The sequence below is a fragment of the Paenibacillus sp. FSL K6-4396 genome, assembly GCF_038002525.1.
Classification (GTDB): Bacteria; Bacillota; Bacilli; order Paenibacillales; family Paenibacillaceae; genus Paenibacillus; species Paenibacillus amylolyticus_B.
The window spans coordinates 2,682,463-2,706,094 of record NZ_JBBOCR010000001.1; the positions used below are offsets into that span (position 1 = coordinate 2,682,463).

Annotated in this window: 25 protein-coding genes; 20 read left to right on the forward strand and 5 right to left on the reverse strand. The window is 45.7% G+C overall.

What is annotated here, in order from left to right; genetic code table 11:
- Positions 1 to 22: 22 nt before the first annotated feature.
- Positions 23 to 232 (reverse strand): hypothetical protein, encoded by a 210-nt coding sequence (locus MHB85_RS12310; RefSeq protein WP_091017011.1) that lies wholly within the window; start codon positions 230 to 232, stop codon positions 23 to 25.
- 247 nt (positions 233 to 479) lie between these two features.
- Between MHB85_RS12310 and MHB85_RS12315 the strand changes: the two genes are divergently transcribed.
- The 5 genes from MHB85_RS12315 (at position 480) to MHB85_RS12335 (ending at position 3,854) form a co-directional block, all read left to right on the forward strand.
- Positions 480 to 833 (forward strand): DUF3243 domain-containing protein, encoded by a 354-nt coding sequence (locus MHB85_RS12315; RefSeq protein WP_091017009.1) that lies wholly within the window; start codon positions 480 to 482, stop codon positions 831 to 833.
- Between the two features lie 293 nt (positions 834 to 1,126).
- Positions 1,127 to 1,693, forward strand: coding sequence for a hypothetical protein (locus MHB85_RS12320; protein ID WP_036609022.1), 567 nt, complete (start codon positions 1,127 to 1,129; stop codon positions 1,691 to 1,693).
- 157 nt (positions 1,694 to 1,850) lie between these two features.
- Complete coding sequence (cyoE, locus tag MHB85_RS12325) at positions 1,851 to 2,708, forward strand: heme o synthase (protein WP_047842615.1); 858 nt, start codon at positions 1,851 to 1,853, stop codon at positions 2,706 to 2,708.
- Between the two features lie 426 nt (positions 2,709 to 3,134).
- Positions 3,135 to 3,617 carry a tetratricopeptide repeat protein gene (locus tag MHB85_RS12330; protein ID WP_105598317.1) on the forward strand — a complete coding sequence of 161 codons (483 nt, stop codon included), beginning with the start codon at positions 3,135 to 3,137 and terminating at the stop codon, positions 3,615 to 3,617.
- 30 nt (positions 3,618 to 3,647) lie between these two features.
- Positions 3,648 to 3,854, forward strand: a complete 207-nt coding sequence (locus tag MHB85_RS12335; protein WP_091017005.1) for a hypothetical protein — start codon at positions 3,648 to 3,650, stop codon at positions 3,852 to 3,854.
- 37 nt (positions 3,855 to 3,891) lie between these two features.
- Here the strand turns inward: MHB85_RS12335 and MHB85_RS12340 are convergent, their stop codons facing one another.
- Positions 3,892 to 4,767: a LysR family transcriptional regulator gene (locus MHB85_RS12340; RefSeq protein WP_307543201.1), complete on the reverse strand. Its 876-nt coding sequence runs from the start codon at positions 4,765 to 4,767 to the stop codon at positions 3,892 to 3,894.
- Positions 4,768 to 4,932: 165 nt separating this feature from the next.
- Here MHB85_RS12340 and MHB85_RS12345 point away from each other — a divergent pair, with 165 nt between their 5' ends.
- The 10 genes from MHB85_RS12345 (at position 4,933) to MHB85_RS12390 (ending at position 16,937) form a co-directional block, all read left to right on the forward strand.
- Positions 4,933 to 5,880, forward strand: coding sequence for a DMT family transporter (locus tag MHB85_RS12345; protein ID WP_091017003.1), 948 nt, complete (start codon positions 4,933 to 4,935; stop codon positions 5,878 to 5,880).
- A gap of 189 nt (positions 5,881 to 6,069) precedes the next feature.
- The gene (locus tag MHB85_RS12350) at positions 6,070 to 7,101 is read left to right on the forward strand and encodes a LacI family DNA-binding transcriptional regulator (RefSeq protein ID WP_341072984.1); all 1,032 of its coding nucleotides are present in this window, start codon (positions 6,070 to 6,072) and stop codon (positions 7,099 to 7,101) included.
- 246 nt (positions 7,102 to 7,347) lie between these two features.
- Positions 7,348 to 9,897 (forward strand): beta-mannosidase, encoded by a 2,550-nt coding sequence (locus tag MHB85_RS12355; RefSeq protein WP_341072985.1) that lies wholly within the window; start codon positions 7,348 to 7,350, stop codon positions 9,895 to 9,897.
- Positions 9,898 to 10,063: 166 nt separating this feature from the next.
- The gene (locus MHB85_RS12360; protein ID WP_341072986.1) at positions 10,064 to 10,507 is read left to right on the forward strand and encodes a stalk domain-containing protein; all 444 of its coding nucleotides are present in this window, start codon (positions 10,064 to 10,066) and stop codon (positions 10,505 to 10,507) included.
- A 77-nt stretch (positions 10,508 to 10,584) separates the two neighbouring features.
- Positions 10,585 to 11,289 (forward strand): response regulator transcription factor, encoded by a 705-nt coding sequence (locus MHB85_RS12365; protein WP_017688950.1) that lies wholly within the window; start codon positions 10,585 to 10,587, stop codon positions 11,287 to 11,289.
- Entirely contained in the window at positions 11,286 to 12,326 is a 1,041-nt protein-coding gene (locus MHB85_RS12370) for a sensor histidine kinase (protein ID WP_091016995.1), read from the forward strand. The genes MHB85_RS12365 and MHB85_RS12370 overlap by 4 nt, the downstream gene beginning before the upstream one ends.
- Positions 12,327 to 12,360: 34 nt before the next feature.
- On the forward strand, positions 12,361 to 13,086 hold the full coding sequence (locus MHB85_RS12375; RefSeq protein ID WP_223199926.1) for a cytochrome c biogenesis CcdA family protein: 726 nt from the start codon (positions 12,361 to 12,363) through the stop codon (positions 13,084 to 13,086).
- A gap of 18 nt (positions 13,087 to 13,104) precedes the next feature.
- Positions 13,105 to 13,686 (forward strand): redoxin family protein, encoded by a 582-nt coding sequence (locus tag MHB85_RS12380; RefSeq protein WP_341072987.1) that lies wholly within the window; start codon positions 13,105 to 13,107, stop codon positions 13,684 to 13,686.
- 16 nt (positions 13,687 to 13,702) lie between these two features.
- Positions 13,703 to 14,791 (forward strand): peptide-methionine (R)-S-oxide reductase MsrB, encoded by a 1,089-nt coding sequence (gene msrB / locus MHB85_RS12385; RefSeq protein ID WP_341072988.1) that lies wholly within the window; start codon positions 13,703 to 13,705, stop codon positions 14,789 to 14,791.
- 235 nt (positions 14,792 to 15,026) lie between these two features.
- A complete protein-coding gene (locus tag MHB85_RS12390; RefSeq protein ID WP_341072989.1) occupies positions 15,027 to 16,937 on the forward strand; it encodes an AraC family transcriptional regulator in 1,911 nt (636 codons plus the stop codon).
- A 134-nt stretch (positions 16,938 to 17,071) separates the two neighbouring features.
- On the opposite strand, the gene MHB85_RS12395 is transcribed toward MHB85_RS12390, so the two are convergent.
- A complete protein-coding gene (locus MHB85_RS12395) occupies positions 17,072 to 17,743 on the reverse strand; it encodes a hypothetical protein (protein ID WP_341072990.1) in 672 nt (223 codons plus the stop codon).
- Positions 17,744 to 17,787: 44 nt separating this feature from the next.
- Positions 17,788 to 18,309 carry a hypothetical protein gene (locus MHB85_RS12400; protein WP_341072991.1) on the reverse strand — a complete coding sequence of 174 codons (522 nt, stop codon included), beginning with the start codon at positions 18,307 to 18,309 and terminating at the stop codon, positions 17,788 to 17,790.
- Positions 18,310 to 18,537: 228 nt separating this feature from the next.
- Between MHB85_RS12400 and MHB85_RS12405 the strand changes: the two genes are divergently transcribed.
- The 5 genes from MHB85_RS12405 to MHB85_RS12425 all read left to right on the forward strand — a co-directional run bounded on the left by MHB85_RS12405 (position 18,538) and on the right by MHB85_RS12425 (position 22,585).
- The gene (locus MHB85_RS12405) at positions 18,538 to 19,215 is read left to right on the forward strand and encodes an SOS response-associated peptidase (protein ID WP_036608866.1); all 678 of its coding nucleotides are present in this window, start codon (positions 18,538 to 18,540) and stop codon (positions 19,213 to 19,215) included.
- 206 nt (positions 19,216 to 19,421) lie between these two features.
- Entirely contained in the window at positions 19,422 to 20,552 is a 1,131-nt protein-coding gene (locus tag MHB85_RS12410; protein WP_341072992.1) for an NADH-dependent flavin oxidoreductase, read from the forward strand.
- A gap of 137 nt (positions 20,553 to 20,689) precedes the next feature.
- Positions 20,690 to 21,457 carry a DeoR/GlpR family DNA-binding transcription regulator gene (locus tag MHB85_RS12415; protein WP_105598331.1) on the forward strand — a complete coding sequence of 256 codons (768 nt, stop codon included), beginning with the start codon at positions 20,690 to 20,692 and terminating at the stop codon, positions 21,455 to 21,457.
- Between the two features lie 20 nt (positions 21,458 to 21,477).
- Positions 21,478 to 21,936, forward strand: a complete 459-nt coding sequence (locus MHB85_RS12420; RefSeq protein WP_192132148.1) for an OsmC family protein — start codon at positions 21,478 to 21,480, stop codon at positions 21,934 to 21,936.
- Positions 21,937 to 21,994: 58 nt separating this feature from the next.
- On the forward strand, positions 21,995 to 22,585 hold the full coding sequence (locus MHB85_RS12425; RefSeq protein WP_036670565.1) for a DUF2062 domain-containing protein: 591 nt from the start codon (positions 21,995 to 21,997) through the stop codon (positions 22,583 to 22,585).
- Here the strand turns inward: MHB85_RS12425 and MHB85_RS12430 are convergent.
- Complete coding sequence (locus tag MHB85_RS12430; RefSeq protein ID WP_105598333.1) at positions 22,563 to 23,492, reverse strand: AEC family transporter; 930 nt, start codon at positions 23,490 to 23,492, stop codon at positions 22,563 to 22,565. The two genes, MHB85_RS12425 and MHB85_RS12430, sit on opposite strands and share 23 nt — an antisense overlap.
- Between the last annotated feature and the right edge of the window lie 140 nt (positions 23,493 to 23,632).

A 23,632-nucleotide genomic window follows, 5' to 3' on the forward strand; every position in this document is an offset into this window, starting at 1 on the left:
GCTAGGGAGAAAAGGATTACGCTTATTTGTCTGATGAATCCGTTGACTTGGAAGATGACGTCTTGTCCTTCGAGTCATGGGAGAAGTCTTTGCGAATGTTGTCCACGATATCGCCAACCACGCCTTCAATCATATCGGTTGGTCCGGGATTATTTTTGTCTGGATGGATAACGGTATTCACTCCTGGTTCAAGTTCATCATTTTTCTTCTCATGTTTGGTTTTATCACGCATGGGATATCCCTCCTGGTTCAATATTGTATAAGGTGTTCATTAACATATCCAAACACCGTTACGTATATGTAAACGATTAACCGCTGTAGTTCTTTTGAAACGTGTACTTGCTCATATATAGAAGATATATACAGAATTGAACGTACTGATTAAACTTCTGCAATACGTTTATATTATAGATAACCAATGAGTATTAAGTTTAAAGCTTAATAACAATAAACAAACTATTATACAGGAGGTTATTCAAATGAATGAAGAAAATCATGTAATCCATAAAGATGGTCAGGTTTCAACGGACAAGGTGGACAATGCAATCGAAAAGATTGCACCGGAAGAGAGAGAACAGATTTTACAAAACTTTGATGCATTCAAAGAATACCTGGGTAAACGAATTGCGATGGGCGAGTCTATCGGATTAAGTGAAGAACAGATGGCTAAAATTGCCCAGAAAGTAGCAGACCATCTGGCTGCGAACGAAGAGCCTCGTAACCGTGAAGAAAAACTGCTTCAGGAGCTGTGGAATGTCGGCAAGGAAGATGAACGTCACATGCTGGCTCATATGCTCGTTCGTTTGGCACAAGACTCCACAACCAATCATTAAAATTAACATGTATGCATAAGCATAATATTCATGAACAAACATAAGAATCTTATGCTAGTCAATAACCTCTGAATGGCGATGCCTTCAGGGGTTATTGCCGTTTACGGAGACTACAGACACGAGTGATGACGCACATTGTAACTATTTTTAATCTGGCTGATACTTTTATAATCCCTGTTCCAAGTATGATAGGAAAAGAAAGAACGTTGGAATCGATAGTTCACATGAGCGTTTGAGAAGCAAGACTTCCGGTTAAGGAATAGTAACGTTCATATTAAGGAGAGATGTTACCTATGAAGAACGCGACAAAACAATGGAAACTAGGAATGATCGGTGCAGTTGTTGCTTTACTTGGCATGATTGTGCTGACTACATATTTACTTACCCCTGCGAATGCTCAAGGTAGTACGGATGCTCAACAACCTTCTGCGAAAGAAGCTCAAGTTGCAAACTCCGAGATGTTTACAGCCTATGTTGAAGGTATGCATATAGAAGACGGCAAATTGTTTATGACAGTGGACAAGATTGGCTGGTATCAGGGTGAAGAGGCCGATGCGATTTTTGCACAGCGCAATCCGGAAGCGGGTATAGATGGTGCTCCAGATGGTTACTATATTGTCAACGATAGCAAAGAGCAGGAACAAGTTGAGGTTAGTGCCAATGCTGAAGTATTGATGCAGTTGTATGATCGGGATGGTACGATGCAGGGCGCAGACATTCAGTGGAATGAACCTGTGACATTATCCAAGTTCGAATCGTTATATGAGAATACCCGTATTCTTGATCTGTCCGTATTCCCGTATCATCTGACGGTGCAGGACGGAAAAGTTACTAAAATTGTGCAACAATACATCCCATAAAATAAGATGAAATTCATCATTCAAGCATTCCTCCTGTTCATTGGAACGGTGAGGGATGCTTTTTGGTTATGACAAATTCATGAAAGCGATTGTAATTAATGGTAGGTACATGTATCATTATTGGAATGGCGTTTTTACATAGTTCAGGAGGAGCCTCATGCTTAAAGACATGATTGCATTAACTAAGCCCGGACTTCTAAGGTTAAATGTGTTTGCGGTGGCGGTAGGATTCTGGGTAGCTTCAAAATGGGATATCAACTGGTTATCTCTGCTCATGGTCGTGATTGGATCAACTTTGGTTATTGCTTCAGCTTGTGTTATCAACAATTATTGGGATCGTGAATTGGACCAAAAGATGGAGCGCACCAAAAAAAGGATGGATTACATTAACCATCTGAAGCCAGGGTTTGTACTTGGCTATGGCATTATCCTTGGTGTTGTGGGACTAGCAGTACTGTATCTCCTGGTGAATCCGTTATCAGGCTGGATGGCACTGCTTGGATGGTTCGCTTACATCGTGATTTACACGATGTGGTTGAAACGCAGTTCAACGTGGAGCACGTCGCTCGGTGGAATTGCAGGAGCGATGCCGCCTGTCATCGGTTATACGTCTGTAACCAATGAGATTGATGCAGGTGCCTGGTTGCTGTTTGCACTATTATTCTTGTGGCAACCACCACACTTCTGGTCATTGGGTATTCGCCGGGTAGAGGAGTATCGTGCTGCGGGCTTCCCGTTATTGCCAGTGGTTAAAGGGGTGAAACGCACCAAGTTTCAGATGATTCCTTATGTTTTTCTGCTGCTTCCTGCTGTATTTCTGTTGTATTATTACGACTACGTAGGTCTGGTATTTCTGATTGTATCTCTGGTCGGTGGACTGATCTGGTTTGTGCATACACTTAGCGGACTGAAGACACAGGATGATGAGAAGTGGGCAAAAGTGAACTTTCTGATCTCGGTGAACTATCTCATGCTCGTATTTATTGTCATGGTAGCGAATACGGTATGGTCTTAATTAGACGATGAACAGATCATTTTCAGAGAGATTTCAGCTTAAGCTATATAAATTGAACTAAACATTTACACAAAACGGAGAGGACAGAAAGAACCTGAAGAAGCGAAAGCGTTCGCCTAAAAGCTTTCTGAAAGAAAGCTGCATCGAAAGCATACGCTTATCCCCGGCTTTTCACCTTTGTTAAAATGATTCGAAAAATCCGGGGATAACAGCGATCAGAAGGTTGTTCTGTCATCGAAGTGTCCAGTAGAAATATGCTTTAGTCCATTTTTTATAACAGGCTGCATCGAATGAAAAAGCACACTAGGGAATAGCGTTTGGACAACCTTGAGTTGTTACAACATATTCTCCGGTGTGCTTTTTTGGTATAATCAAACAATTAAATAATATATGTGGGAATTATAATGCAAGATGGGAAGTGACAGCATGAGTAATTTGGAACAGGCCGTACAATGGAGACAAGGAGGTAAGGTGCAGGAAGCGATTGAACTACTGCAAGAGATTACAGTCCAGGAACCCGAGAATGCGAATGTCTGGTATCAGCTGGCTTGGGCGCATGATTCACTTGGGTTAGAGCGAGAAGCTGTTCCGCATTATGAGAAGGCACTGAGTCTTGGACTTTCTGATGAGGACAGGGCAGGTGCAATACTTGGACTAGGCAGTACATATCGAACGCTTGGACAGTATGAGCAGGCAAAGGCTTGGTTTGAAACGGGCATGAAAGAATTCCCGGCGTACCGGGAATTTGAGGTTTTCTATGCCATGGTGCTCTATAATCTGGGTGAACATGCAGAAGCGATGCAAAGACTGCTCGTACAACTCGCGGACACATCGAGTGATAAGAGAATAAACGACTATAACCGAGCAATCCGTTACTACGCAGATCAGCTGGATCGGGTGTGGGAATAGATCGAATACACAGAAAAGGGAGATGGATGAATGAACTCCAATCAAGATCTGAAACAGGTGAATGAAAGGTTGGATCAAATTGAGAAAAAGCTGGATAACCTGGGAGGTAGCCAGCAGAACAAACGCTCACCTGGCGTACGCTTCCTGATTGGTTTTGGCATCACGATTGCGGTTATATTTATACTGCTGCTGACTCTTGGTGTTATACAATTTGTGAGTAACGCGAGTAACGGATAGAAAAAGTTGATGACGACAGGTAATGAGTTCTCCAAAGTTACATAGCCGGGCCGAGCCACTGTTGCACCTCTTCAATGAAACGCCGCGTAGCTGGCGATAGATTAACCAAAGACGGGCAGGCCATGCCAATCGTACGATAAGGATCTCCAGTTAGTGGCACGAGCGCGAGCGAATCAGTATGATTTTGAAGTACCATTTCCGGCAGCAAACTGATTCCGAGACCATTCCGGACCATCGCCATGATAGCTTGATCTTCGGCTACTTCATAGACGACATTAAGCTTGGCCGCATGCTGCCGGATCAGTCGTTCAATCTCGTTATCTCCGCCCCACTTGGGCAGAATAAAGGGTTGCTCCAGCAGAATATCAAATGAAACAGACTCCTCTGAGGCGAGAGGATGATCCAGCGGCAGGATGCACATCATCCTGTCTTTTTGTAATGGAATGGTCTCAAAAGGCGATGAATCGCCGAGAGACAGAAATCCGAGATCGATGGCACCTCCAGCCAGCCAGCCCTCAATCTCAGCATAATCGCCTTCCCACAGCTTGATCTCAATTCCCGGGTGACGCAGGCGAAATTGTTTCAGGATGCCCGGCAACCATTGTGTGGAGACACTGGCGAACGTACCAATACGCACGGTACCAATCTCTGCGCCGCGAATGAGGGAGATTTCCTGGTTCATCAGTTCCGTCCAGCGCAGAATCTCACGTGTGTATCCCAGAATGCGTTCCCCTTCAGCAGTAACCCGCACACCGGAGCGGCCGCGATGGAGCAGGGAGAAACCACATTCTGTCTCAAGACTTGCGATGGCATGGCTGACTGCGGATTGGGTGATGTTTAATGCTTCAGCTGCTTTGGTGAGACTGCCATATTCCACAACGGTATTCAATATTTCGTATTTGATCAGTGACATGAATGGCTCCGTTCCTTCCTATTTTAAATACATGAGTTTATTTCATATAATACATTATAAATATTCATTTTTATAATGCAAAGAGATCGTTTATACTTGCCAAGGCGAGTTAGTTTGACGCACGATCACACAGCTCAGAATACATAGAATGAAGGTTGAAGCAAGATGAATGGTGTACAGGTTAATCAAGGTCAGGCAACAAGAAGAGCGGACATCCAGATGCTGCTCGCAACGGTCATATGGGGATCATCCTATCTGTTTATGAAATCGGGCCTAGAGTCCATGCAAGAATTGAATCTGGTCGCATTTCGTTTTGGAATTGCCTTTATTGCGGCAGGACTTCTTTTTCATCGGCGGTTGTTTAAGATGGATCGAAGAACACTTGTGGCAGGAGCGATTATGGGGACAGCTTTATTTGCTGCATTTGTATTTATCACCTATGGTGTACAACGAACAACGACATCCCAAGCGGGATTCTTGATAAGTTTGGCCGTTATATTTGTACCGATCCTGACGACCATCCAGCATCGTCGTATGCCGGACAAACGATTGACGCTCAGTATCCTGGTTGCAGTTACCGGGCTTGGCTTGCTGACGCTTCAACATGAGCTTAGTCTGCACACGGGAGATATTCTATGCATCCTAGCAGCACTTGTGTATGCCATCTATATAATGATTGCTGGCAAGTTCACACCGAAGCATGATCCACTAACATTGGGAACAGTTCAATTGGGTGTTGCGGCGATGTGGGGAATTGCAGCTACATTTATGCTGGAAACGCCACGTATGCCCGATACGGCTGAATCCTGGGCAGCCATTCTTGGCTTAGGTGTTTTGTGTAGCGGCTTGGGGTACATTCTGCAGACTCTCGCGCAGCGTCATGCTTCTCCTACAAGAACAAGTCTGATTTTTTCACTCGAACCACTGTTTGCAGCAGCATTTGCATTTACCTTTCAAGGGGAATCGCTAACGTTGCAAGGGTATACGGGAGCAGCTTTGATGTTGGTTGGTGTTCTCATCACAGAGATCAAACTTCCACAGCCTATCTTCTGGCGCAGAAAACGCCCGGTTTTACAGCCGGAACTGGGTGATCGCGGAGCACCAGGCGTATAATTGGCGGACAAAGGGTCCTTTCGTCATCTTCTATGGAAGGTGGGGAGAGGGCCTTTTTTGGTTATGTTGCACACCTTGTGAAACAGATAAACAACTACCTAACAACAACAGAATAACATAACCTTGTTTTGTTGATTTTTGTTTTTTATGCTACACTGAATGGAAAATTAGGAAAAACGGGTGAGTAGGATGGCCAAAAGAGTAACGATGCAGCAAATTGCGGATGCTGCGGGGGTGTCCAAATTCGCAGTCTCCCGTGCGCTGACGGGCAAGCCTGGTGTGAGTGAGCATACACGCGAGATGATTGTCAGAACGGCGGGGCAGCTTGGGTATTTCAGAACTGAGTCTAAGCGTTATCCGGGGGAGACACAGATATCAACGGAGATGAAGCCAGAAGCGGAGCGACAAGGTACCATATTGATTTTGTTTCCCAACATTCGTTCTCAGAATCGAGCTTCCTTATACTGGGGGCCTGTGTTTGAGGGCATTTCTGAGAGGTTGAATGAGAAGGGTATGGATATTTTAACGCTGACAGAACCCTCTTCAGATCGGATGTTCTCGGTCCTTAATCCCGAAGCAATCAGCGGAGTCATTACCGTGGGCACCATCTCGACATCGGTATTGCTGGAGATTTACAGACTGCGTATTCCGCTTGTCATGGTGGACCATGAAGACCCTGCCATATACGCAGACTCGGTTTTTACGGACAATATGAAATGTATGAAAGAACTCGTTCTCATGCTCGTTGGAAAAGGGTACAGAAGGTTCCAGTTTGCCGGGCAACTGCCCGATGCGGCAAGTTTCAGAGAACGCTGGCTTGGATATCGTACGGTGCTGGAAGAGAAACAGTTGGAGGGGGAACAGCAAGAAGGCTTGCTGGAACCAGAGTATGATCAGATCCAGAGATCCATTGCTGAAATGGAGCTGGAGGATATCCCTGAAGTTATCGTGTGTGCAAATGACCATACAGCTGTCATTGTCATTCAGGCACTCCAAAGTCGAGGCATTCAGGTGCCCGAACGTTGTGCCGTAACCGGATTTGACAATACGCAGACGGATGAACCCATTCTTGCTTCGGTACATATTAACAAAGAGAATCTGGGAACGAGAGCAGTAGATCAGCTGTTGTGGCGGATCAAACATCTCGATGAACCTTATGAACGCAAGCTGATCTATTCGGAATTAATCATTCGTGAGGAGTATAACGCCAGTATAGAGTAATGGGATATGAACTTACGGCCTATTTTAACAATGATCAAACGGGTAAATGAAATCAGGTGAAAGACATGGAGAGGTTAGAGCTTCATGTCTTTTTGTTATGCAGAAACTATTTAATAAATTAAATTACAAAACAGATTGACTATAAGAAGCATATCGTGTTAATTTTGTTTTGTAAGTTATTTGTTTTTATAATAACAAAACCTAACAAAATAATGTTTACCAACTCTAACAACAATGGAGGCTGTCATGAGCACAATACAATCACATGTTTTTCAGAATTGGACGTTCAAGGCTTGCGAAGATCAAGAGTGGATGCCGGCTCAGGTGCCCGGCTGTGTGCATACAGATTTGCTGAAGCTGGGCAAGATTCCAGATCCTTTTTATGGAACAAACGAGAAGGAAGTACAATGGATTGATAAGATAGATTGGGAATATCAGACGGAATTTGACGTTGCCGAAGGGTTGTTCTCTCAGGAACATCTGGAACTGGTGTTTGATGGTCTGGATACATATGCGGATGTGTATGTGAATGAGGTGCATGTGTTATCAGCAGATAATATGTTCCGAGTATGGAAGGCAGATGTAAAGGCTGTATTGAAGGAGAACGGCAACATTCTCCGAATACGTTTTCGGTCTCCAATTGAGGAAGATCTGCCGAAGCTGGAGAAGCTCGGATATGCATTACCTGCATCCAATGATCAGTCCGATGTTGGCGGACTTGGCGACAAGAGAGTAAGTATTTTTGCACGTAAAGCCCCGTATCACTATGGTTGGGACTGGGGTCCGCGTTTTGTAACCAGTGGGATCTGGCGTGAAGCACGTCTTGAAGGTTGGACACAGGTACGAATCAATGATGTGTATATCCAGCAAAATGAAGTAAGCGCTACCTCAGCTTCATTAACTGCTGTTGTGGAAGTTGAGACATCACAAGCGGTAGATACGATTATTCGTATCGGCGCAGATGGACAGAGATGGGAAAGATCCGTATCGCTACAACCCGGAACTCAGACTGTGGAGATTCCAATCTCCATGGATGAACCGAAACTGTGGTGGAGCCGTGGGCTTGGTGATCCGCATATGTACACCTTCCTTACCGAAGTGCTTCAAGGTGAGCGAGCTGTGGCTGAATCTACAGTGAAGACTGGGCTTCGTTCCATTCGGCTGGTACGTGACAAAGATGAAGCAGGAGCATCCTTTTACTTTGAACTAAATGGTGTTGCGGTCTTTGCCAAAGGGGCCAACCACATTCCAAATGATAGCTTCATCACTGAAATTACTCATGAACGTTATCGTCATGAGATCGTATCCGCAGCCGAGTCCAATATGAATATGTTGCGTGTGTGGGGTGGCGGAATCTATGAGCAGGATGTGTTCTACGAACTGTGTGATGAATACGGAATTCTGGTATGGCAAGACTTCATGTTTGCATGCAGCATGTATCCAGGAGATGAAGCGTTCCTGAACAGTGTGAGACATGAGGCGATTGATAATGTGAAACGTCTGCGCAACCATCCAAGTATTGCACTCTGGTGTGGGAACAACGAGATTGATTCGGCTTGGGCTCACTATGTTGAGAATGGTGGATGGGGTTGGAAAAAAGAATTTACTGCCGACCAGCGTGAGAGCATCTGGGCCGATTACGAAGCCATCTTCCATGATCTGCTGCCAGAAGTGGTTGAAGCGTATGCTCCAGGTGTGGATTACTGGCCTTCCTCACCACTGGTATCCCTGACAGGAGATGAGAAGCAGCATGCGCACCCGTCCACAGCCGAAGGGGATATCCACTACTGGGGCGTGTGGCACAATGTAGAACCTTTCGAAAACTATAACGTGCATGTGGGTCGTTTCATGAGTGAATACGGATTCCAGTCTTTCCCGGAGTACAAGTCAGTACGCACTTACGCGGAAGAAGAAGATCTGGCTCTGGAATCGGAAGTCATGCTTGCACATCAAAAGAATGGGGCGGGCAATCGTCTGATCAAACAGTACATGGATATGTACATGCATGAATCGAAGGACTTCCCATCGTTCCTGTATATGAGCCAGGTGCTTCAGGCGGAAGCGATGAAGACGGCCATTGAAGCGCACCGTCGCCGCAAACCATTCTGCATGGGCACACTTTACTGGCAAATGAATGACTGCTGGCCGGTGGCTTCATGGGCAGGTATGGACTACCTTGGTCGTTGGAAAGCATTGCAATATTATGCAAAACGTAGCTTCAGCGATGTGTTGGTATCGGTAGATGGAACAAAAGAAGATACAACAGATATATACATCATCTCGGATCAATTACAACCTGTAAAAGGGCAGTTACAGATTCGTTTGCTCGGGTTCGATGGAACGGTGCATCGTGATGAAACACATGACGTGACCTTGGCACCTAATACAGGTGATCAAGTGCTGTCATTACGTAACGTGGAGTGGCTTGAAGGTCATGATACAGCTAACACGCTGCTGCGCCTGGATCTGAAACAGGAAGGTGCGGCGAATATCGTACAGGAACACTATTTTGTACCTTCCAAAGACCTTGCTCTGCAGCCTGCAAACATCAATGTAAGTGGGGGAGCGGATGAGAACGGCGTTCATCTGGTACTGGAAAGTGATGTGCTTGCTAAACAGGTATGGCTATCTTCGGATGTGGAGGGTGTCTTCTCGGATAACTTCTTCGACTTGATTCCTGGCATTCCGGTGAAGGTGCAGTTCACTTCCAGAGAGGGTTTGCAGTCTAATGATGTGATATCAAATCCGGGACCGATCGAGGTTCGATCCATGATTGATTTTATTCGTTTGACCTAGAAGACACGGTTGGAGTCTCTCGTAAGAGAGATTTCAACCGTTTTTTTATTGAAACCGGACTCCATTTATATATCGTAATGGTTTCGTAATACTTCGCTTAGAGAATCGTAAGCTGTCTTGCTTATTGTAATCCATGTAAGTAATAAACGAATGGAGAGTGATAAGAATGATGAAAACGAATAAGAGCAAAAAAGTGATGGTAGCAGCGGTATTGATAATGTCTATGGCCTTTTCTGGATTGGCAAGTGCTGCAGATATGAAAACGATTAAAAAGGATGGCATGGAGCTTGTTCAATTGAGACAGGCAGCCAAAATGTATGATTACAGCATTATGTGGGACAGCAAGGACAGATCTGTAACTTTGATGTATATGGGCAAAATGGACGACAAGATGATGAAAGACGACAACATGATGGAAGACGACATGATGATGGAAGACACGATGATGCCTGCGGGAAAAACGATTAAATTGTGGATTGGATCGAAAAAAATCATGGTAGACGGTATGCAAGTTAACTTAAAATCGATGCCTGTCATCCATGAAGGGAATTCGTATGCGGCTGAGTCTGTAATTAAACAATACATGATGCCAGCCATGGGAATGAAGTAATTTAAGGGCTAAGCATCGCCATCACCATATGATATGATTGGCTCAAATGTATTTTCTGGAATATGGGGTGGGTTCGTTTGAATGAATGTGTACTGGTTGCTGATGATGATACGAATATTACGGACGTTTGTCGCAGGTATCTGGAACGGGAAGGTTATCTTGTCGTGACGGCTAAGGATGGTTTGGAGGCTATAGAGCTGTGGCACAGCCAAACGCCAAGCTTGATTGTGCTCGACCTGATGATGCCACATAAGAATGGTTGGGAAGTATGCAACGAGATTCGGCAAACTGAGGATGTGCCCATTGTAATGCTGACGGCCCGTGGTGAGGAACAGGACCGTCTGATGGGACTGACGATGGGGGCGGATGATTATCTGACCAAACCATTCAGTCCAAGAGAACTCGTCTTACGTGTGAAGGCAATCCTGCGGAGAATGCGAATTGCGCAGGCATCACCTGTTACAACATCTGAATATACGATCAATTATGAAGGGCTTACCATTGATTTTACCAAGCGTGAAGTGCACATCAGCGGGCAGGCCATTGAATTGACCGTTACAGAGTTTGAGATGTTGTATTTGCTGGCAAGTCACCCGGGTCAGGTGTTCTCCCGTAATCAGATGTTAAGCAAGATTTGGGATTTTAGCTATGAGGGAGATACAACAACGGTGACTGTACATGTTCGGAGACTACGAGAGAAGATCGAACAGAATCCTTCTGATCCAAAATATATTAAAACAGTTTGGGGTATAGGCTACAAGTTTGCGGGTGGCAGTTCATGAAACTTCGCACATACTTGGTGTTGTCCAGTCTCACAGGCATTGGCGTATTATTAATTTGTTTGTTCATCAGTTATTCCAAAATGCTGCTTACGATCGAACAATTGTATTGGTTATCGGCTATAACGGCAGGGGTAGGCTTACTTTCATTTATTCTTCAATATTTGCTGACTAAGCCATTAGAGAAATCAATTGCGCGAATTACACAGCAGACGATCCGAATTGCCGAAGGGGATTTCCATACGGAAGTCCCTCTCATCGGTACGCAGGAATTTAAGCTCCTGGCACAGCAATTTAATGAAATGAGTTCCAAGTTGAAGGAAAGCTTTGATCATCTGCATCACTCAGAAACCGCGAGACGAGAGTTGATCGCCAATGTTTCCCATGATTTACGGACTCCCTTGGCATCCATTCAGTCATTCGTCGAAGCGTTGGAGGATGATGTCATTAAGGATAAAGAAACCTTTCAACGTTACCTGAACACGATACGACTTGAGACGAAGCGTTTGGGAGGGCTTATTCAAGATTTGTTCGAATTATCCAGCCTGGAAGCGCAAGGGGAGGTATTTGAGCCTCAGCCTTGTCACGTCGATGAGTTGCTGCTCAGTACGTTGGAGAGTTTTTCGTTTCATCTCGCCGAGAAAACGCTGAACGTTGAAATCGATTTGCCCGATAAATTACCAGCCGCGGTCATGATGCCTGCACAAATGAAGCGGGTCCTTTCCAATTTGCTGCAAAATGCCATTCAATACTCTCCTATTGAAGGAAAAATTATTCTGGCTGCCGAAGAGAAGGGGCCGTTTATACGAATTTCAGTTACAGATGAAGGGGAAGGCATTGAAGCGGAGGAAACTTCGCGTATATTTGAACGTTTTTATCGAATTGACAAATCACGTAGTAAGAGCAATGGGGGGGCCGGGCTTGGCCTTGCTATCGCTCAATCGATTGTGGAACTCCATGGTGGCGAGATCGGGGTTCAGAGTACAAAAGGAGAAGGAAGCTGCTTCTGGTTCACGCTTCCGATCTACGTCAGTCGTTAACCTTGGTTAATCAAACGTAGTATTTATTCAGGTGGTGAATGACTTGACCAGTGATTTGGTTTTTCTTTTCGGCGTTTTTGGTGCAGGATTGTTATCGTTTTTTGCGCCATGTATTCTGCCGCTGATCCCGGTATATGTGTCTTATCTATCCGGAAGTATGGTCAACGGTACGAATCAGCAGCAGCCTGACACCAACTCGGTTCGGTTGAGGTCCACACTTGTTTTGCGGACATTTTTATTTGTTCTTGGGCTGTCCCTGGTATTTGTTTTACTCGGTTTTGGTTCCGGCATCGTTGGTAATTTGATCTCAAGTCCTGTGTTTATTGCCATCTGCGGAGCCATCGTGGTGCTTTTTGGGATTTATCAAACCGGGTTGATCCGACTATCCTGGCTGGAACGGGAGAGAAAGCTGTCAAACGATCAAGCCAAACGGGGAGGGTATGTCGGAGCGTTCCTGTTGGGTCTGACGTTTAGTTTTGGCTGGACGCCTTGTATCGGGCCTGTGCTGGCTGCCATTCTTGGTATCGCCGCAGGAGAAGGCTCTCCACTGTATGGCGGGTTTCTCATGTTCCTGTATACCCTTGGATTAGCGATTCCTTTCCTGATTCTGTCCGTTTTTTCGGAATATGTTATGAAGCGGATACGTGGTTTATACAGATATATGGGTGTCATCAAAATAACTTCCGGCTGTATTCTTATTGTCATGGGACTACTGTTAATGACAGACCGACTAAACAACTTGGTGACCTGGTTTCAATAATCATTGGAGGAATTTGGTATGAAGACGGCACGGAAATGGATGTTATCTGTAATCGTATTTGCTGGAGTCCTGTTGATCTTGAGCGCATGTGGATCACAGCAAACTGAATCAAAACAAACGGGGTCATCATCAACCCCGGCATCAACATCCGATATGAGTTCGTCAATCATGATGAACAAGGGAGAGACGGCTCCTGAATTTTCATTGCTTGATCTGAAAGGAAACACGGTTGGACTTTCTGATATTCAAGGCAAGAAAGTGTATGTGAAATACTGGGCTTCCTGGTGCTCCATCTGCCTTGCGGGTTTGGAAGACCTGAACAATCTGGCTGGTCAAAACAATGATTTTCAAGTCATTACGATTGTGACGCCAGACTACAAAGGAGAGAAATCCTCCCAAGCGTTTACCGAATGGTTTGACCAACAGCCATATGATAACATAACTGTCCTTTTGGATGAGAAAGGTGTATGGGCCAAGAAATTTGGCGTAAGAGCATATCCTAGTTCCTTTTATATTGGCTCTGATGGTATTTTAGCGAAATCGCAGCCAGGGCATGCATCTAATGAACAGATCATGGAATCATTACAAGAGATTTTGTGAGAAGGGAGGAAGTGTCATGAAAAGGACGCTGCTCGGCTTGTTCCTCCTTGTTATAGCGATCGTTGTGTCTGCTTGTGGAAACAGGGCTGAGAGCCATTCATCCTCATCTTCGATATCCACTCAACCTGTCAAGGCATCGAGTGTCTCCGAGGAAAACCTGAGTAACCTGTACTTGGCAGGAGGCTGTTTCTGGGGTGTGGAGGCATATATGGCTCGTATTCCAGGGGTTCAGGATGTGACTTCCGGTTATGCCAACGGTGAAGGAGAGAATCCAACCTATGAGGATGTTATTCGCGGAGACCAGGGGTTTGCGGAGACTGTTCATGTAAAATATGATCCGCAGCAAGTATCTTTGCAGAAATTGCTGGAATCTTATTTTCGAGTAATTGATCCTACCAGCTTGAATAAGCAGGGCAATGATCGTGGCGTTCAGTATCGGACTGGAATATATTATTCGTTGCCTGAAGATGCCAAAATCATCGAGCAAGCTGTAGAGGCAGAGCAAGCAAAATATGACCAATCCATCGTAACGGAGGTAATGCCTCTGCAGAATTATTATTTGGCGGAGGAGTACCATCAGGATTATTTGGAAAAAAATCCGAACGGATATTGTCACATTGATATGACTGTTCTGGATGACCTGGAGATTGGAATTGATCCGGCTCAATATCCACGTCCAACAGATGAGCAATTAAAGGAACGATTAACAGACGAACAGTATGCGGTCACGGTAAACAATGATACGGAGCATGCATTCAGTAACGAATACTGGGATAATGAGGAGCCCGGTCTGTATGTGGATATTGCAACGGGAGAGCCGTTATTCACCAGCCGGGATAAGTATAATTCCGGTTGCGGGTGGCCGAGTTTTACAAAACCGATTGTACCTGAGGTTGTTACCTATACAACGGATACGAGCTTTGGGATGGAACGCACGGAGGTACGAAGCCGGGCAGGTGACATCCACCTCGGTCATGTGTTCGATGATGGTCCCGAAGATCGTGGCGGCAAACGTTACTGTATTAACAGTGCTTCGATCCGCTTTATTCCCTTAGATAAGATGGAGGAAGAAAGATACGGGTATTTACTGTCTTTTGTCGAGTAGAGAAGGGTAGCTGACTTTATCAAAATATAATAACGCCATAATTTAGAACGGTTGAGATCTCTCTATGAGGGATTTCGACCGTTTTTTATTCTGAGGCATCTAACAAAAACGGAGGTAGGCTTCTAAGATGGTTCCATCATTGTTATAATTGATAATCATTATCAATTATGGGTAGGCTTCTGGTCACAATGCCAAGGTATTGTGTGTGTTTGATCGCTTAGGAGAGGGAGTTTATATGGGAATTCAGAATGACATCAAGCTGTGGGATCAGGTACAGGTTCGCGTGCTTGATGTGCGTCTTATATCACTCGCAACACACGAGTTCATACGCAATTATGTGTTACCAACCAGCGCATTTGTGTATGTTCAAGGCAGAGGCCAGGTCTGGCTGGATGAAGAGGTATGGACTACAAACCAGTTCTTGCTGCTGCATGGGGGAAAAGGAAGACGTCTGACACTTGAAGCGACAGGGGCTGTGGAGGTACATCTGATTTTGTACAAATCAACCTTGCCCTCCAACGTGCTTGTGGAGTACCGAATGATGTTGAACCAGCGTAATCCGTTTGAAGAGTCCTGGGCGACAGTGCCGGATCAAACACTTGAGCTACGTGAGCTTGTGCGGAATATACATGAATGCTGGTCAGGGCAGGAGCGAGTGAGCAAAATTCAGGTCAAAGTGTATTTCTTTCAACTGGTACAGCTTGTCTTGTTACAGCGGAGTCGCATGTTTAACGAAGTTCAACAGCCTTCGCTTACCGATCAGGTTTTGCGATATATCAAAGCTCATTACCGGGAATCGATCTCACTTGATTTGCTTGCCCAGTCCTTGAGTTACAGTCCGCAATATTTATCACGCAAATTCAAGGAACAGACGGGATGTACACCGACAGAATATGTGATTCGGTTACGAATGGCTGAGGCAAGGAGTCTGCTTGCGTCCACAGAAGCTTCATTACAGGAGATTGCTGCGTATGTGGGTTATATGGACCCGTTTTATTTCAATCGTATATTCAAAAAAGAGACCGGTATCACACCCGGGCAATATCGGACGAAACAGCAGGAAAACTCGAAATCAGTTTCAAAAAGTACATTAAATGCAACAAATGAATCCATTGTAACAGGAGGGGATGAACGTTATCCTTTAATTGATGATGATAATCATTATCAACATAAGGGAGATGAGGAAATCAACATGTTTAACCATTTTAAATCAGCGATCATGTCGCTTGCGCTTGTACTCACATTGAGTGCTTGTGGAACAGCCCAGCAGGGGGCAGAAACATCCGAAGTTGCGGCTGAACCCGAACAACCGGCAGTAGCGGAAACCCAAATGGTAAATACGACCTTTGGCGAGGTAGAGATTCCTGCACATCCGGAGCGTGTTGCTGCTATTGATTATCTGGGAACGGTGCTTGCTCTTGGTGTCAAACCGATTGGTGGAGGACAATTTCTGATGAACAGCCCTTATCTGGAAGGCCACTTGGATGGTCTTGAGACCATAGGGGACTCCGTTGAACAATTGATGGAGCTGGAACCTGATCTTATTATTACATTGAATCCGGACAAGGCGGCTTATGAGAAATATAGCAAGATTGCTCCGACCGTTTCGATCGCATCCATCACATTCCCGACACTTAAGGATGAAGTGAACTATTTCGGTAAAGTCCTTGGCAAAGGAGCGGAAGCAGAGAAGTGGCTGGCTGATTTTGATGAGGAGATTGCTAAAATTAAGCAGGAAGTGCAGAGCGTTGTTCCAGCTGATACTACATTCTCCGTTATGCAGGAATATGATCGCCAAGTCTTCATTTTTGGCAATCAGTCGGGCCGGGGAGGACGTAACATCTACGAATTGCTTGGTTTGCAAGCACCAAAGAACATTCCATCCGAGTTGATGCAGGGCGCTTATCATGAATTCTCCATAGAACTGCTCTCCAAATATGCCGGAGATTACATTGTGCTGACCAGCAAGTCTCAGTTGAAAGACCTTCAGGCAGATCCGATCTGGGGTTCATTACCTGCTATCAAAAATGGAAAAGTATACATATGGACGGAAGAACAATCCTGGTTCCGTGACCCTATCGCCTTGTTGAAACAGACTCAGGATCTGGCTGAATGGATTATTGAACTTAATACACCGTCTAAGTAAGAAACTCCAAAAAAACCGTGCTTCCCAGTTTGCTGAGCAGCACGGTTTTCATATTTCTATGTAGGACTGAAAAGTAGAAGGGGATTAGCTGCCTGTAGGCAGATGAAGTAACAGTGTGATTACCGTATAAGAGTTTATTCGCTCTTTTGTTCGTTTTGAATTTCTTGCAGATCCTCCAGCTGGAGTGTAAGGTCATTCTCGGGGTTTGCACTAGCAATGACTTCTGACTGTGATTGTTGCTGACCTGGCTGATTCGACTTGGCGGCAGGTTTGATCACGTAGAGACTTTGAACGGAGTTGAGCAGGCTGGCAGGGGTGTCTTCATACGTTTCCAGGAAGAGTACATAGTCTTTGGTAGGAATCAGCTTGAGGTTGTCATCATTAAAAATCTCGGTGTTGCCAAGTTGTCCGCCAAGTTGCTTCACTTCAAGTTTTTCCCCGGCAGTGTAACCGCCCTTATAGGATTCAGCGACCTGAATCGTGTGGATCGTATAGATTTTGTCAAAAGAAGATGGATCTCCGCCCGGATCGGACGCGGGGTTTAACTCGTTTTCATTGGCAGCACCGGTAACTTGTACGATATCGTTTAAAGCTTCCACACGAGTCTCAACAACACTGCCTTTCACAATGGCATTTGCTCTCTCGGACAGGTCGCCAATGCTGGCATAACTCGGGTAATCTTCAGAAGCAATAATGGTCATGGGTGCATCGGATGGGGACGCGGTAGGTGTAACAGAAGAACATCCAACAGCAGATAAAATGAAAATGGAAGAGAGAAGCAGCGTTAATACTCGATTTTTGTTCATGGATAGGAATCCTCCTTGGATTTTTGGGATAAGTACGTAACGGATTAGTATTTGGATTTTACGTTATTGATATCAAAGGTTTGAGGTTGGGTCATGGAATTGCGGTTACGGGAGTAAGACATAATGGAAGGACTGTTTGTTGTCGGGTTGTCACCGAGCCAGATGGAGTGTCCGAGTTCGTGGACAAATACGCTTTGAATGAAGTTGGATAAGTTGGTTGCGTCAGGGGTGATGGTGGATGCATTGAGTTCGATGCGGAAGCTTACGACTTGACTGCCGGATAAGGAGGCGTAGTTGACACCATATGCTGTATTATTGAAGTTTCCTGCGGTGATGGTGTTTGGGGAGTTACTTGTTTTGGTGAATTTAACTTTGGCACCTGCATTGTTCCAGTTGGTAAGGGAAGCGTCCATGGGAGTCTGCCATGCGGAGGCGTAATTATACGTACGAATGGGGATGGTGGTGCTGGGATAACCGTAGGTTAGAAAGGTTGCCGCATAGATGGTACTGCCAAACATCGCAATCGCTGAGAACAACATGATGCTCATCAAAAACTTCCTTTTCATACTTAAAACCTCCAATAAATGTATTTTATTCTCTATCATAGTAACAAGGAATAGTTGAGTTGAAATGAGTCCGAGGTCGTTGTTTTTGTCGTGAAAAACATGAAATAACTCTTGATCAGACCCTAATGGTGTCAAAATAAGTCATTTTCTGTTCGATATGCATGCATAATTTCCCTGAAATAACAAACAATACGTTCAACTTCTCACAGGGAAAGGTAGTGCTTGAGCATGTGTAACCGTTTTTCATTGGCAGCCGATTTGGACGATGTCAGAGATCATTTCAAGATTCAGCGAGTGATGTATTATTATAAAAACCGATACAATATCAGCCCAACCCAGCATACGCCAATTATTTTGCATCAGGATGGTGAGCGTGTATTGGATGAGTTCCGGTGGGGGTTCATTCCATTCTGGGGTCGTGATGCCGTTAACGCGAATCTCATGACGGTACATGAGAATCCTTCCTATTACAAACTGGTAGAGACCAAGCGTTGCGTCATTCCTTGCAATGGATTATATTACTGGCGGCAAGAAGGCAAGAAAAGTTATGCGGTTCGTGTTGTCATGCCAGATCGCGGTCTGTTCGGCATAGCTGGGTTATACGAAGTATGGAGAGATACACGGAAAGAGCCGCTTCGTACCTGCACGATGCTTATGACAGGCGCGAACATGGTTACACGCGAGTTTGGCAGTAAAATGCCGGCGATCCTCTCCGAAGAAGAGATCAACACTTGGCTTGACCCGGCCAATACACGGGTGACTCAATTGTTACCGCTATTGAAATCGTATAACAGTACAGAGATGAATCTGTATCCAGTCACCCCAATGGTCGCCAACGATGAACACGACTGTTACGAGTGTGTAGAAGAGATGGATCAGAAGCTGGCTTACGTTCGGAGTTTCTGAATATCCTTTGGATAGAGTGAAGGACTTTGGATAGAATGAAGAAGATTAAGGGGCTGAGAGTCTGGAGACACTCTGCTCTTTTTTTTCCTTTCTGAAAATGAAAAGTTGCAATTGCAAAGAAACGTAACTATAATCATTACAGTAAGAGAACGCACATATTCATATATCTATTAAAAGAGATATTTATAATCAGGAGGGAACCACGAATGAATCCAAAGTTTAACCAGATGTTTGAACAAGTTTCACTGCCGACTGGTATTACACTGAAAAACCGTATCGTGCTCGCTCCCATGACTCATATGTCCTCGAATGCTGATGGTACGATATCCGACGCTGAACTTGCTTATTATGCACGTCGCACCGGTGGTGCTGGCATGTCAATTACGGCTGTAGGGCATGTAACAGAGACGGGCATTGGTTTCCCGGCTCAATTTGGTGTTTATGACGACCGCTTCATTCCTGGTCTGAAAAAACTGGCTGACACTATGAAACAACAAGGCTCCGTAGCTGTATTGCAAATTTTCCATGCGGGCCGTTTGACGCCTGAACAAGCTGTACCTGCGGGTCAAGTGGTTGCTCCTAGTGCGGTTGCAAGTGAGCGTCCGGGATCTCCTGAACCAAGAGAATTGACGGATGCCGAGATTACTTCCATTATCAAAGACTTTGGTGAAGCGACACGTCGTGCAATTGAAGCTGGCTTTGATGGTGTTGAGATTCACGGTGCTAATGGTTATCTGATCCAGCAATTCTTCTCCCCGCATTCCAACCGACGTGAAGACCGCTTTGGCGGAAGTGTGGAGAAACGTCTGACATTCCCGCTTGCTGTTGTGGATGAGATTCAGAAAGTGGTTGCCGAACATACCAAACTGCCGTTCATCATTGGTTACCGTTTCTCCCCGGAAGAGCCGGAAACACCGGGACTCACGATGGAAGATACGTATGCACTGGTGGATGCGCTTAAAGATAAAAACCTGGATTACCTGCACGTTTCCTTGAACGAATTCTGGTCCAAGCCAAGACGTGGCGAAGCAGATACACGTTCAAGAATGGAATTCATCCTGGATCGTGTGAACGGTAAATTGCCTGTGATCGGCGTAGGTTCAATTCATACGGCAGATCAGGCCGCTGAGGCGCTCCAAACGGGAGTACCACTACTTGCCATTGGACGTGAGCTGATTATTGAACCGGATTGGGTTGAGAAGATCGAGAGCGGACGGGAAGAAGACATTGAAACGATTCTGACCAAATCCGATCAGGAACGTCTGGTTATCCCTGACGGGTTGTGGAATGCAATCATCCACACACCGGGCTGGTTCCCTATGGCAGAAGATAAATAATATACACTTCAGAACTGGAATGGAGGGGGCGAAAGCTCCCTCTTTTTGCACATGGTCCAAATTCTCCTTGTCATCGCTCTGTGGTATGATGGATGAACAGGATCAACTGGATAATCAACGGTTTGGAGTGAAGAAATATGCTCGTAGCTGAACGGTATGAGAAAATAGTGGAATGGGTGGATACGCAAGGCAGTATGCGTGTGACCGAACTTAGTGAGCGCTGCGGGGTGACGGAAGAGACGATACGTCGTGATCTGGACAAGCTCGAACAGGCGGGCAGGCTCAGAAGGTCCCATGGCGGGGCGGTCAGCGTAAAATACAAGGAAGAGTTACAGTCGGAGATTCCGTATCCGGAACGTGCTGTAGCCCATGCAGAAGAGAAGCGCAGAATTGCAAGCGAAGCGGTGAAAATGGTGGAACCCGGCGACCGGATTGCTCTGGATGCAAGTACAACTGCGTGGTATATGGCGGCAGGATTGCCGAACATTCCATTGACCGTATTAACCAATTCGATAAAAGTGGCCGCAGAGCTGAGTAACAAGGAGCAGATTCGTGTGATTGCCACAGGTGGGCAATTGGCTTCGAAGTCACTTTCTTTTGTAGGACCTCTCGCGGAACGTTCGTTGGATGCGTATCATGTCGATAAAGTGTTTTTGTCTTGCAAAGGGGTGCATCTGACCAAAGGCATCAGTGAGTCAAATGAATTACAGGCCTTGGTGAAGCAGAAAATGATCCAGATTGCGGATGAAGTCATATTACTTGCAGATTCCAGCAAATTTAATATACAGGCATTTACCAGAGTCGCTGAGATGAGCAGTGTGGCAAAAGTGATTACAGATCAGGGTGTAGATGAAGAGCAAGTTAGCGCATTGATTGAGCAGAATATTACGTGTATACGTGTGTAAATAAGAAAGGAATGAATATCATGAAACATCCTTTTCATCTGAAAGCGGTATGGAATGGTGGGCGTAACAGTGAGGGAACAATCGATGCAGGTGGATTAAAAACGGTCATATCGATTCCGAAGGATATGGGCGGACCCGGTACGGGAACTAACCCGGACGAGATGCTGCTGGGTGCAGCCTCCACCTGTTACCTGATCACACTGGCAGCGATGCTGGAGCGTTCGGATATTACGCCGGATGAATTGACGCTTGAATCGGAAGCAACGGTAGATGTTACGAATAACGTATTTACGTACGAACGGATCGTACATAGACCCCGGATTGTACTCAGCCAAGATGCTTCAGAGGCGGATCTGACCAAGGCTGAGCGCCTGGCGCATAAGGCTGAATCATCCTGTATGATCTCCCGAGCGGTGGCAGGTAATGTCCAGATGGAGACACAACCGGTCATTGTTACTACAGGAGCTAACGCGGTGTGATATACTGAAGAATAGACGATTCAAGTTGTCATTTGTGTAAAATAAGGAGTAATTCGGTATGAACACACAGAAGCGCAAGACTAACCGCTGGGTACGTTTAACACGTGCTATGAAGCTGAATTTTCTCAAATTGTTACGTGCTCCCGGAGGTGCCCATAAAGTATCTACCGGATTTGCCATAGGGTTCGGACTGGAACTGATCGTGATCTCGACCGCTTCCCTGATATATCTCGTATTTTATCCAATTGTGCGATTGTCTGGGGGTTCGGTGCCAGCAGCGATTGTTGGTAATGTGATCGGGAAACTTACGTTTTTACCTATTATCCTGATGCCGCTCGCGAAACAAATTGGCTCATGGATATTGCCTGCTCACAGCATGGGACAGGGACCGGTACATGAGAGTGCATTCATGGAGCTGTTTCGGGGGAACTGGTCGGCCGTGAGTGAATTGTTGCTTGGTGGACTGGATATTCTGGCGGGTATGTCCGTGTTTGGTGTCATTTTAGGTGTGATATCGTACTTTGTCGTGAAATTTTTCTACGTCAGAGCGCTCAACCGGCGTTATGAACGCCGGCTGGAGAAACGCCGACAAGCGGATATCGCTTCGGTATCACCTCCGGTGTTAATCAGGAAGCCATCACAATCATAATGGGCAGCATGAACATGGATGCAGCAGTTGTCCACAGAATGCAGCGCGATACAAACTGCGGTGAAGCATTGAACTGTTCAGCCAAAATAACGGCGTTCACTGCGGTGGGCATGGATGCGAGGATCAGCAGCACACTGAACAACGTACCTTCGACCTGAAGAGCGGTCAGAATCAGCCAGGAGAGGATTGGCGCAGCTGCGAGACGCACCACAAGTCCGGTCCAGAAGGCTCGGCGTACATTGGGCAACCAAGGCACCGTTGCCCCTTTGGGTCTGAGCATCTGTGCTCCCAGAATGGCGAGAACGACAGGAGAGTAACCCATAGCCAGCATGGCAATCCCTCCATCCAGTGCTTCAGGCAGGCTCAGATTGGACGCACGCAGCGCAATGGCGATGCCAGCAGCATAGATGGATGGCATGCGGAAAACGGACAGAATCGCATTTTTTACGGTGAATTCGGATCTCGCGGCAAAAAAGATACCTACCGTATTAACAATAATCATCTGTCCAATAACGTAGACAGAAGCCTTGTCCAGTCCAAGCTGACCAAAGGCAAGCAGTACAAGCGGGAGCCCGTAATTCACGCAGTTCGTAAACGTGGAGACGAGGGTGAGACCCGCTTTTTCGCTTGCACCCAGACGGAAAATCCGGCTTAACAGCTCGGCGAGTGCCCACAGGGCAATCAGATTAATAATAGAGAACCAGAACGTGCTGGTGACGTCCGTCCAGGTAATCTCTGCATGCAGCAATGTATTGAAGATGAGCGCAGGGCTCAAAATATAAAGGGAAAAGGTCGAGAGCGACCGGGTATCCCAATTCTTGAAGCGTTTTAACAGAATACCTCCAATCACGGGAAGTGAGATCGGCAGGAACACATGGTATAACGTGAGTAAAAATGAGTGAAGCAATGCAATTCAGTCCCTTCTGGATGAAAAACTGATCTTATCATAGCAGAAGATGCATCTCATATGAATGGATATCAGTATGATCATGTTGTTGTAATCGCCTTGTTTAACTAAGGATTTCCCTGCTGGGCAGCGACAGCGGA

Coding starts and splice junctions, on each gene's coding strand:
- MHB85_RS12310 (WP_091017011.1), bottom strand. CDS start 232: ATGCGTGATAAAACCAAACATGAGAAGAAAAATGATGAACTTGAACCA.
- MHB85_RS12315 (WP_091017009.1), top strand. CDS start 480: ATGAATGAAGAAAATCATGTAATCCATAAAGATGGTCAGGTTTCAACG.
- MHB85_RS12320 (WP_036609022.1), top strand. CDS start 1,127: ATGAAGAACGCGACAAAACAATGGAAACTAGGAATGATCGGTGCAGTT.
- cyoE (WP_047842615.1), top strand. CDS start 1,851: ATGCTTAAAGACATGATTGCATTAACTAAGCCCGGACTTCTAAGGTTA.
- MHB85_RS12330 (WP_105598317.1), top strand. CDS start 3,135: ATGAGTAATTTGGAACAGGCCGTACAATGGAGACAAGGAGGTAAGGTG.
- MHB85_RS12335 (WP_091017005.1), top strand. CDS start 3,648: ATGAACTCCAATCAAGATCTGAAACAGGTGAATGAAAGGTTGGATCAA.
- MHB85_RS12340 (WP_307543201.1), bottom strand. CDS start 4,767: ATGTCACTGATCAAATACGAAATATTGAATACCGTTGTGGAATATGGC.
- MHB85_RS12345 (WP_091017003.1), top strand. CDS start 4,933: ATGAATGGTGTACAGGTTAATCAAGGTCAGGCAACAAGAAGAGCGGAC.
- MHB85_RS12350 (WP_341072984.1), top strand. CDS start 6,070: ATGGCCAAAAGAGTAACGATGCAGCAAATTGCGGATGCTGCGGGGGTG.
- MHB85_RS12355 (WP_341072985.1), top strand. CDS start 7,348: ATGAGCACAATACAATCACATGTTTTTCAGAATTGGACGTTCAAGGCT.
- MHB85_RS12360 (WP_341072986.1), top strand. CDS start 10,064: ATGATGAAAACGAATAAGAGCAAAAAAGTGATGGTAGCAGCGGTATTG.
- MHB85_RS12370 (WP_091016995.1), top strand. CDS start 11,286: ATGAAACTTCGCACATACTTGGTGTTGTCCAGTCTCACAGGCATTGGC.
- MHB85_RS12380 (WP_341072987.1), top strand. CDS start 13,105: ATGAAGACGGCACGGAAATGGATGTTATCTGTAATCGTATTTGCTGGA.
- msrB (WP_341072988.1), top strand. CDS start 13,703: ATGAAAAGGACGCTGCTCGGCTTGTTCCTCCTTGTTATAGCGATCGTT.
- MHB85_RS12390 (WP_341072989.1), top strand. CDS start 15,027: ATGGGAATTCAGAATGACATCAAGCTGTGGGATCAGGTACAGGTTCGC.
- MHB85_RS12395 (WP_341072990.1), bottom strand. CDS start 17,743: ATGAACAAAAATCGAGTATTAACGCTGCTTCTCTCTTCCATTTTCATT.
- MHB85_RS12400 (WP_341072991.1), bottom strand. CDS start 18,309: ATGAAAAGGAAGTTTTTGATGAGCATCATGTTGTTCTCAGCGATTGCG.
- MHB85_RS12405 (WP_036608866.1), top strand. CDS start 18,538: ATGTGTAACCGTTTTTCATTGGCAGCCGATTTGGACGATGTCAGAGAT.
- MHB85_RS12410 (WP_341072992.1), top strand. CDS start 19,422: ATGAATCCAAAGTTTAACCAGATGTTTGAACAAGTTTCACTGCCGACT.
- MHB85_RS12415 (WP_105598331.1), top strand. CDS start 20,690: ATGCTCGTAGCTGAACGGTATGAGAAAATAGTGGAATGGGTGGATACG.
- MHB85_RS12420 (WP_192132148.1), top strand. CDS start 21,478: ATGAAACATCCTTTTCATCTGAAAGCGGTATGGAATGGTGGGCGTAAC.
- MHB85_RS12425 (WP_036670565.1), top strand. CDS start 21,995: ATGAACACACAGAAGCGCAAGACTAACCGCTGGGTACGTTTAACACGT.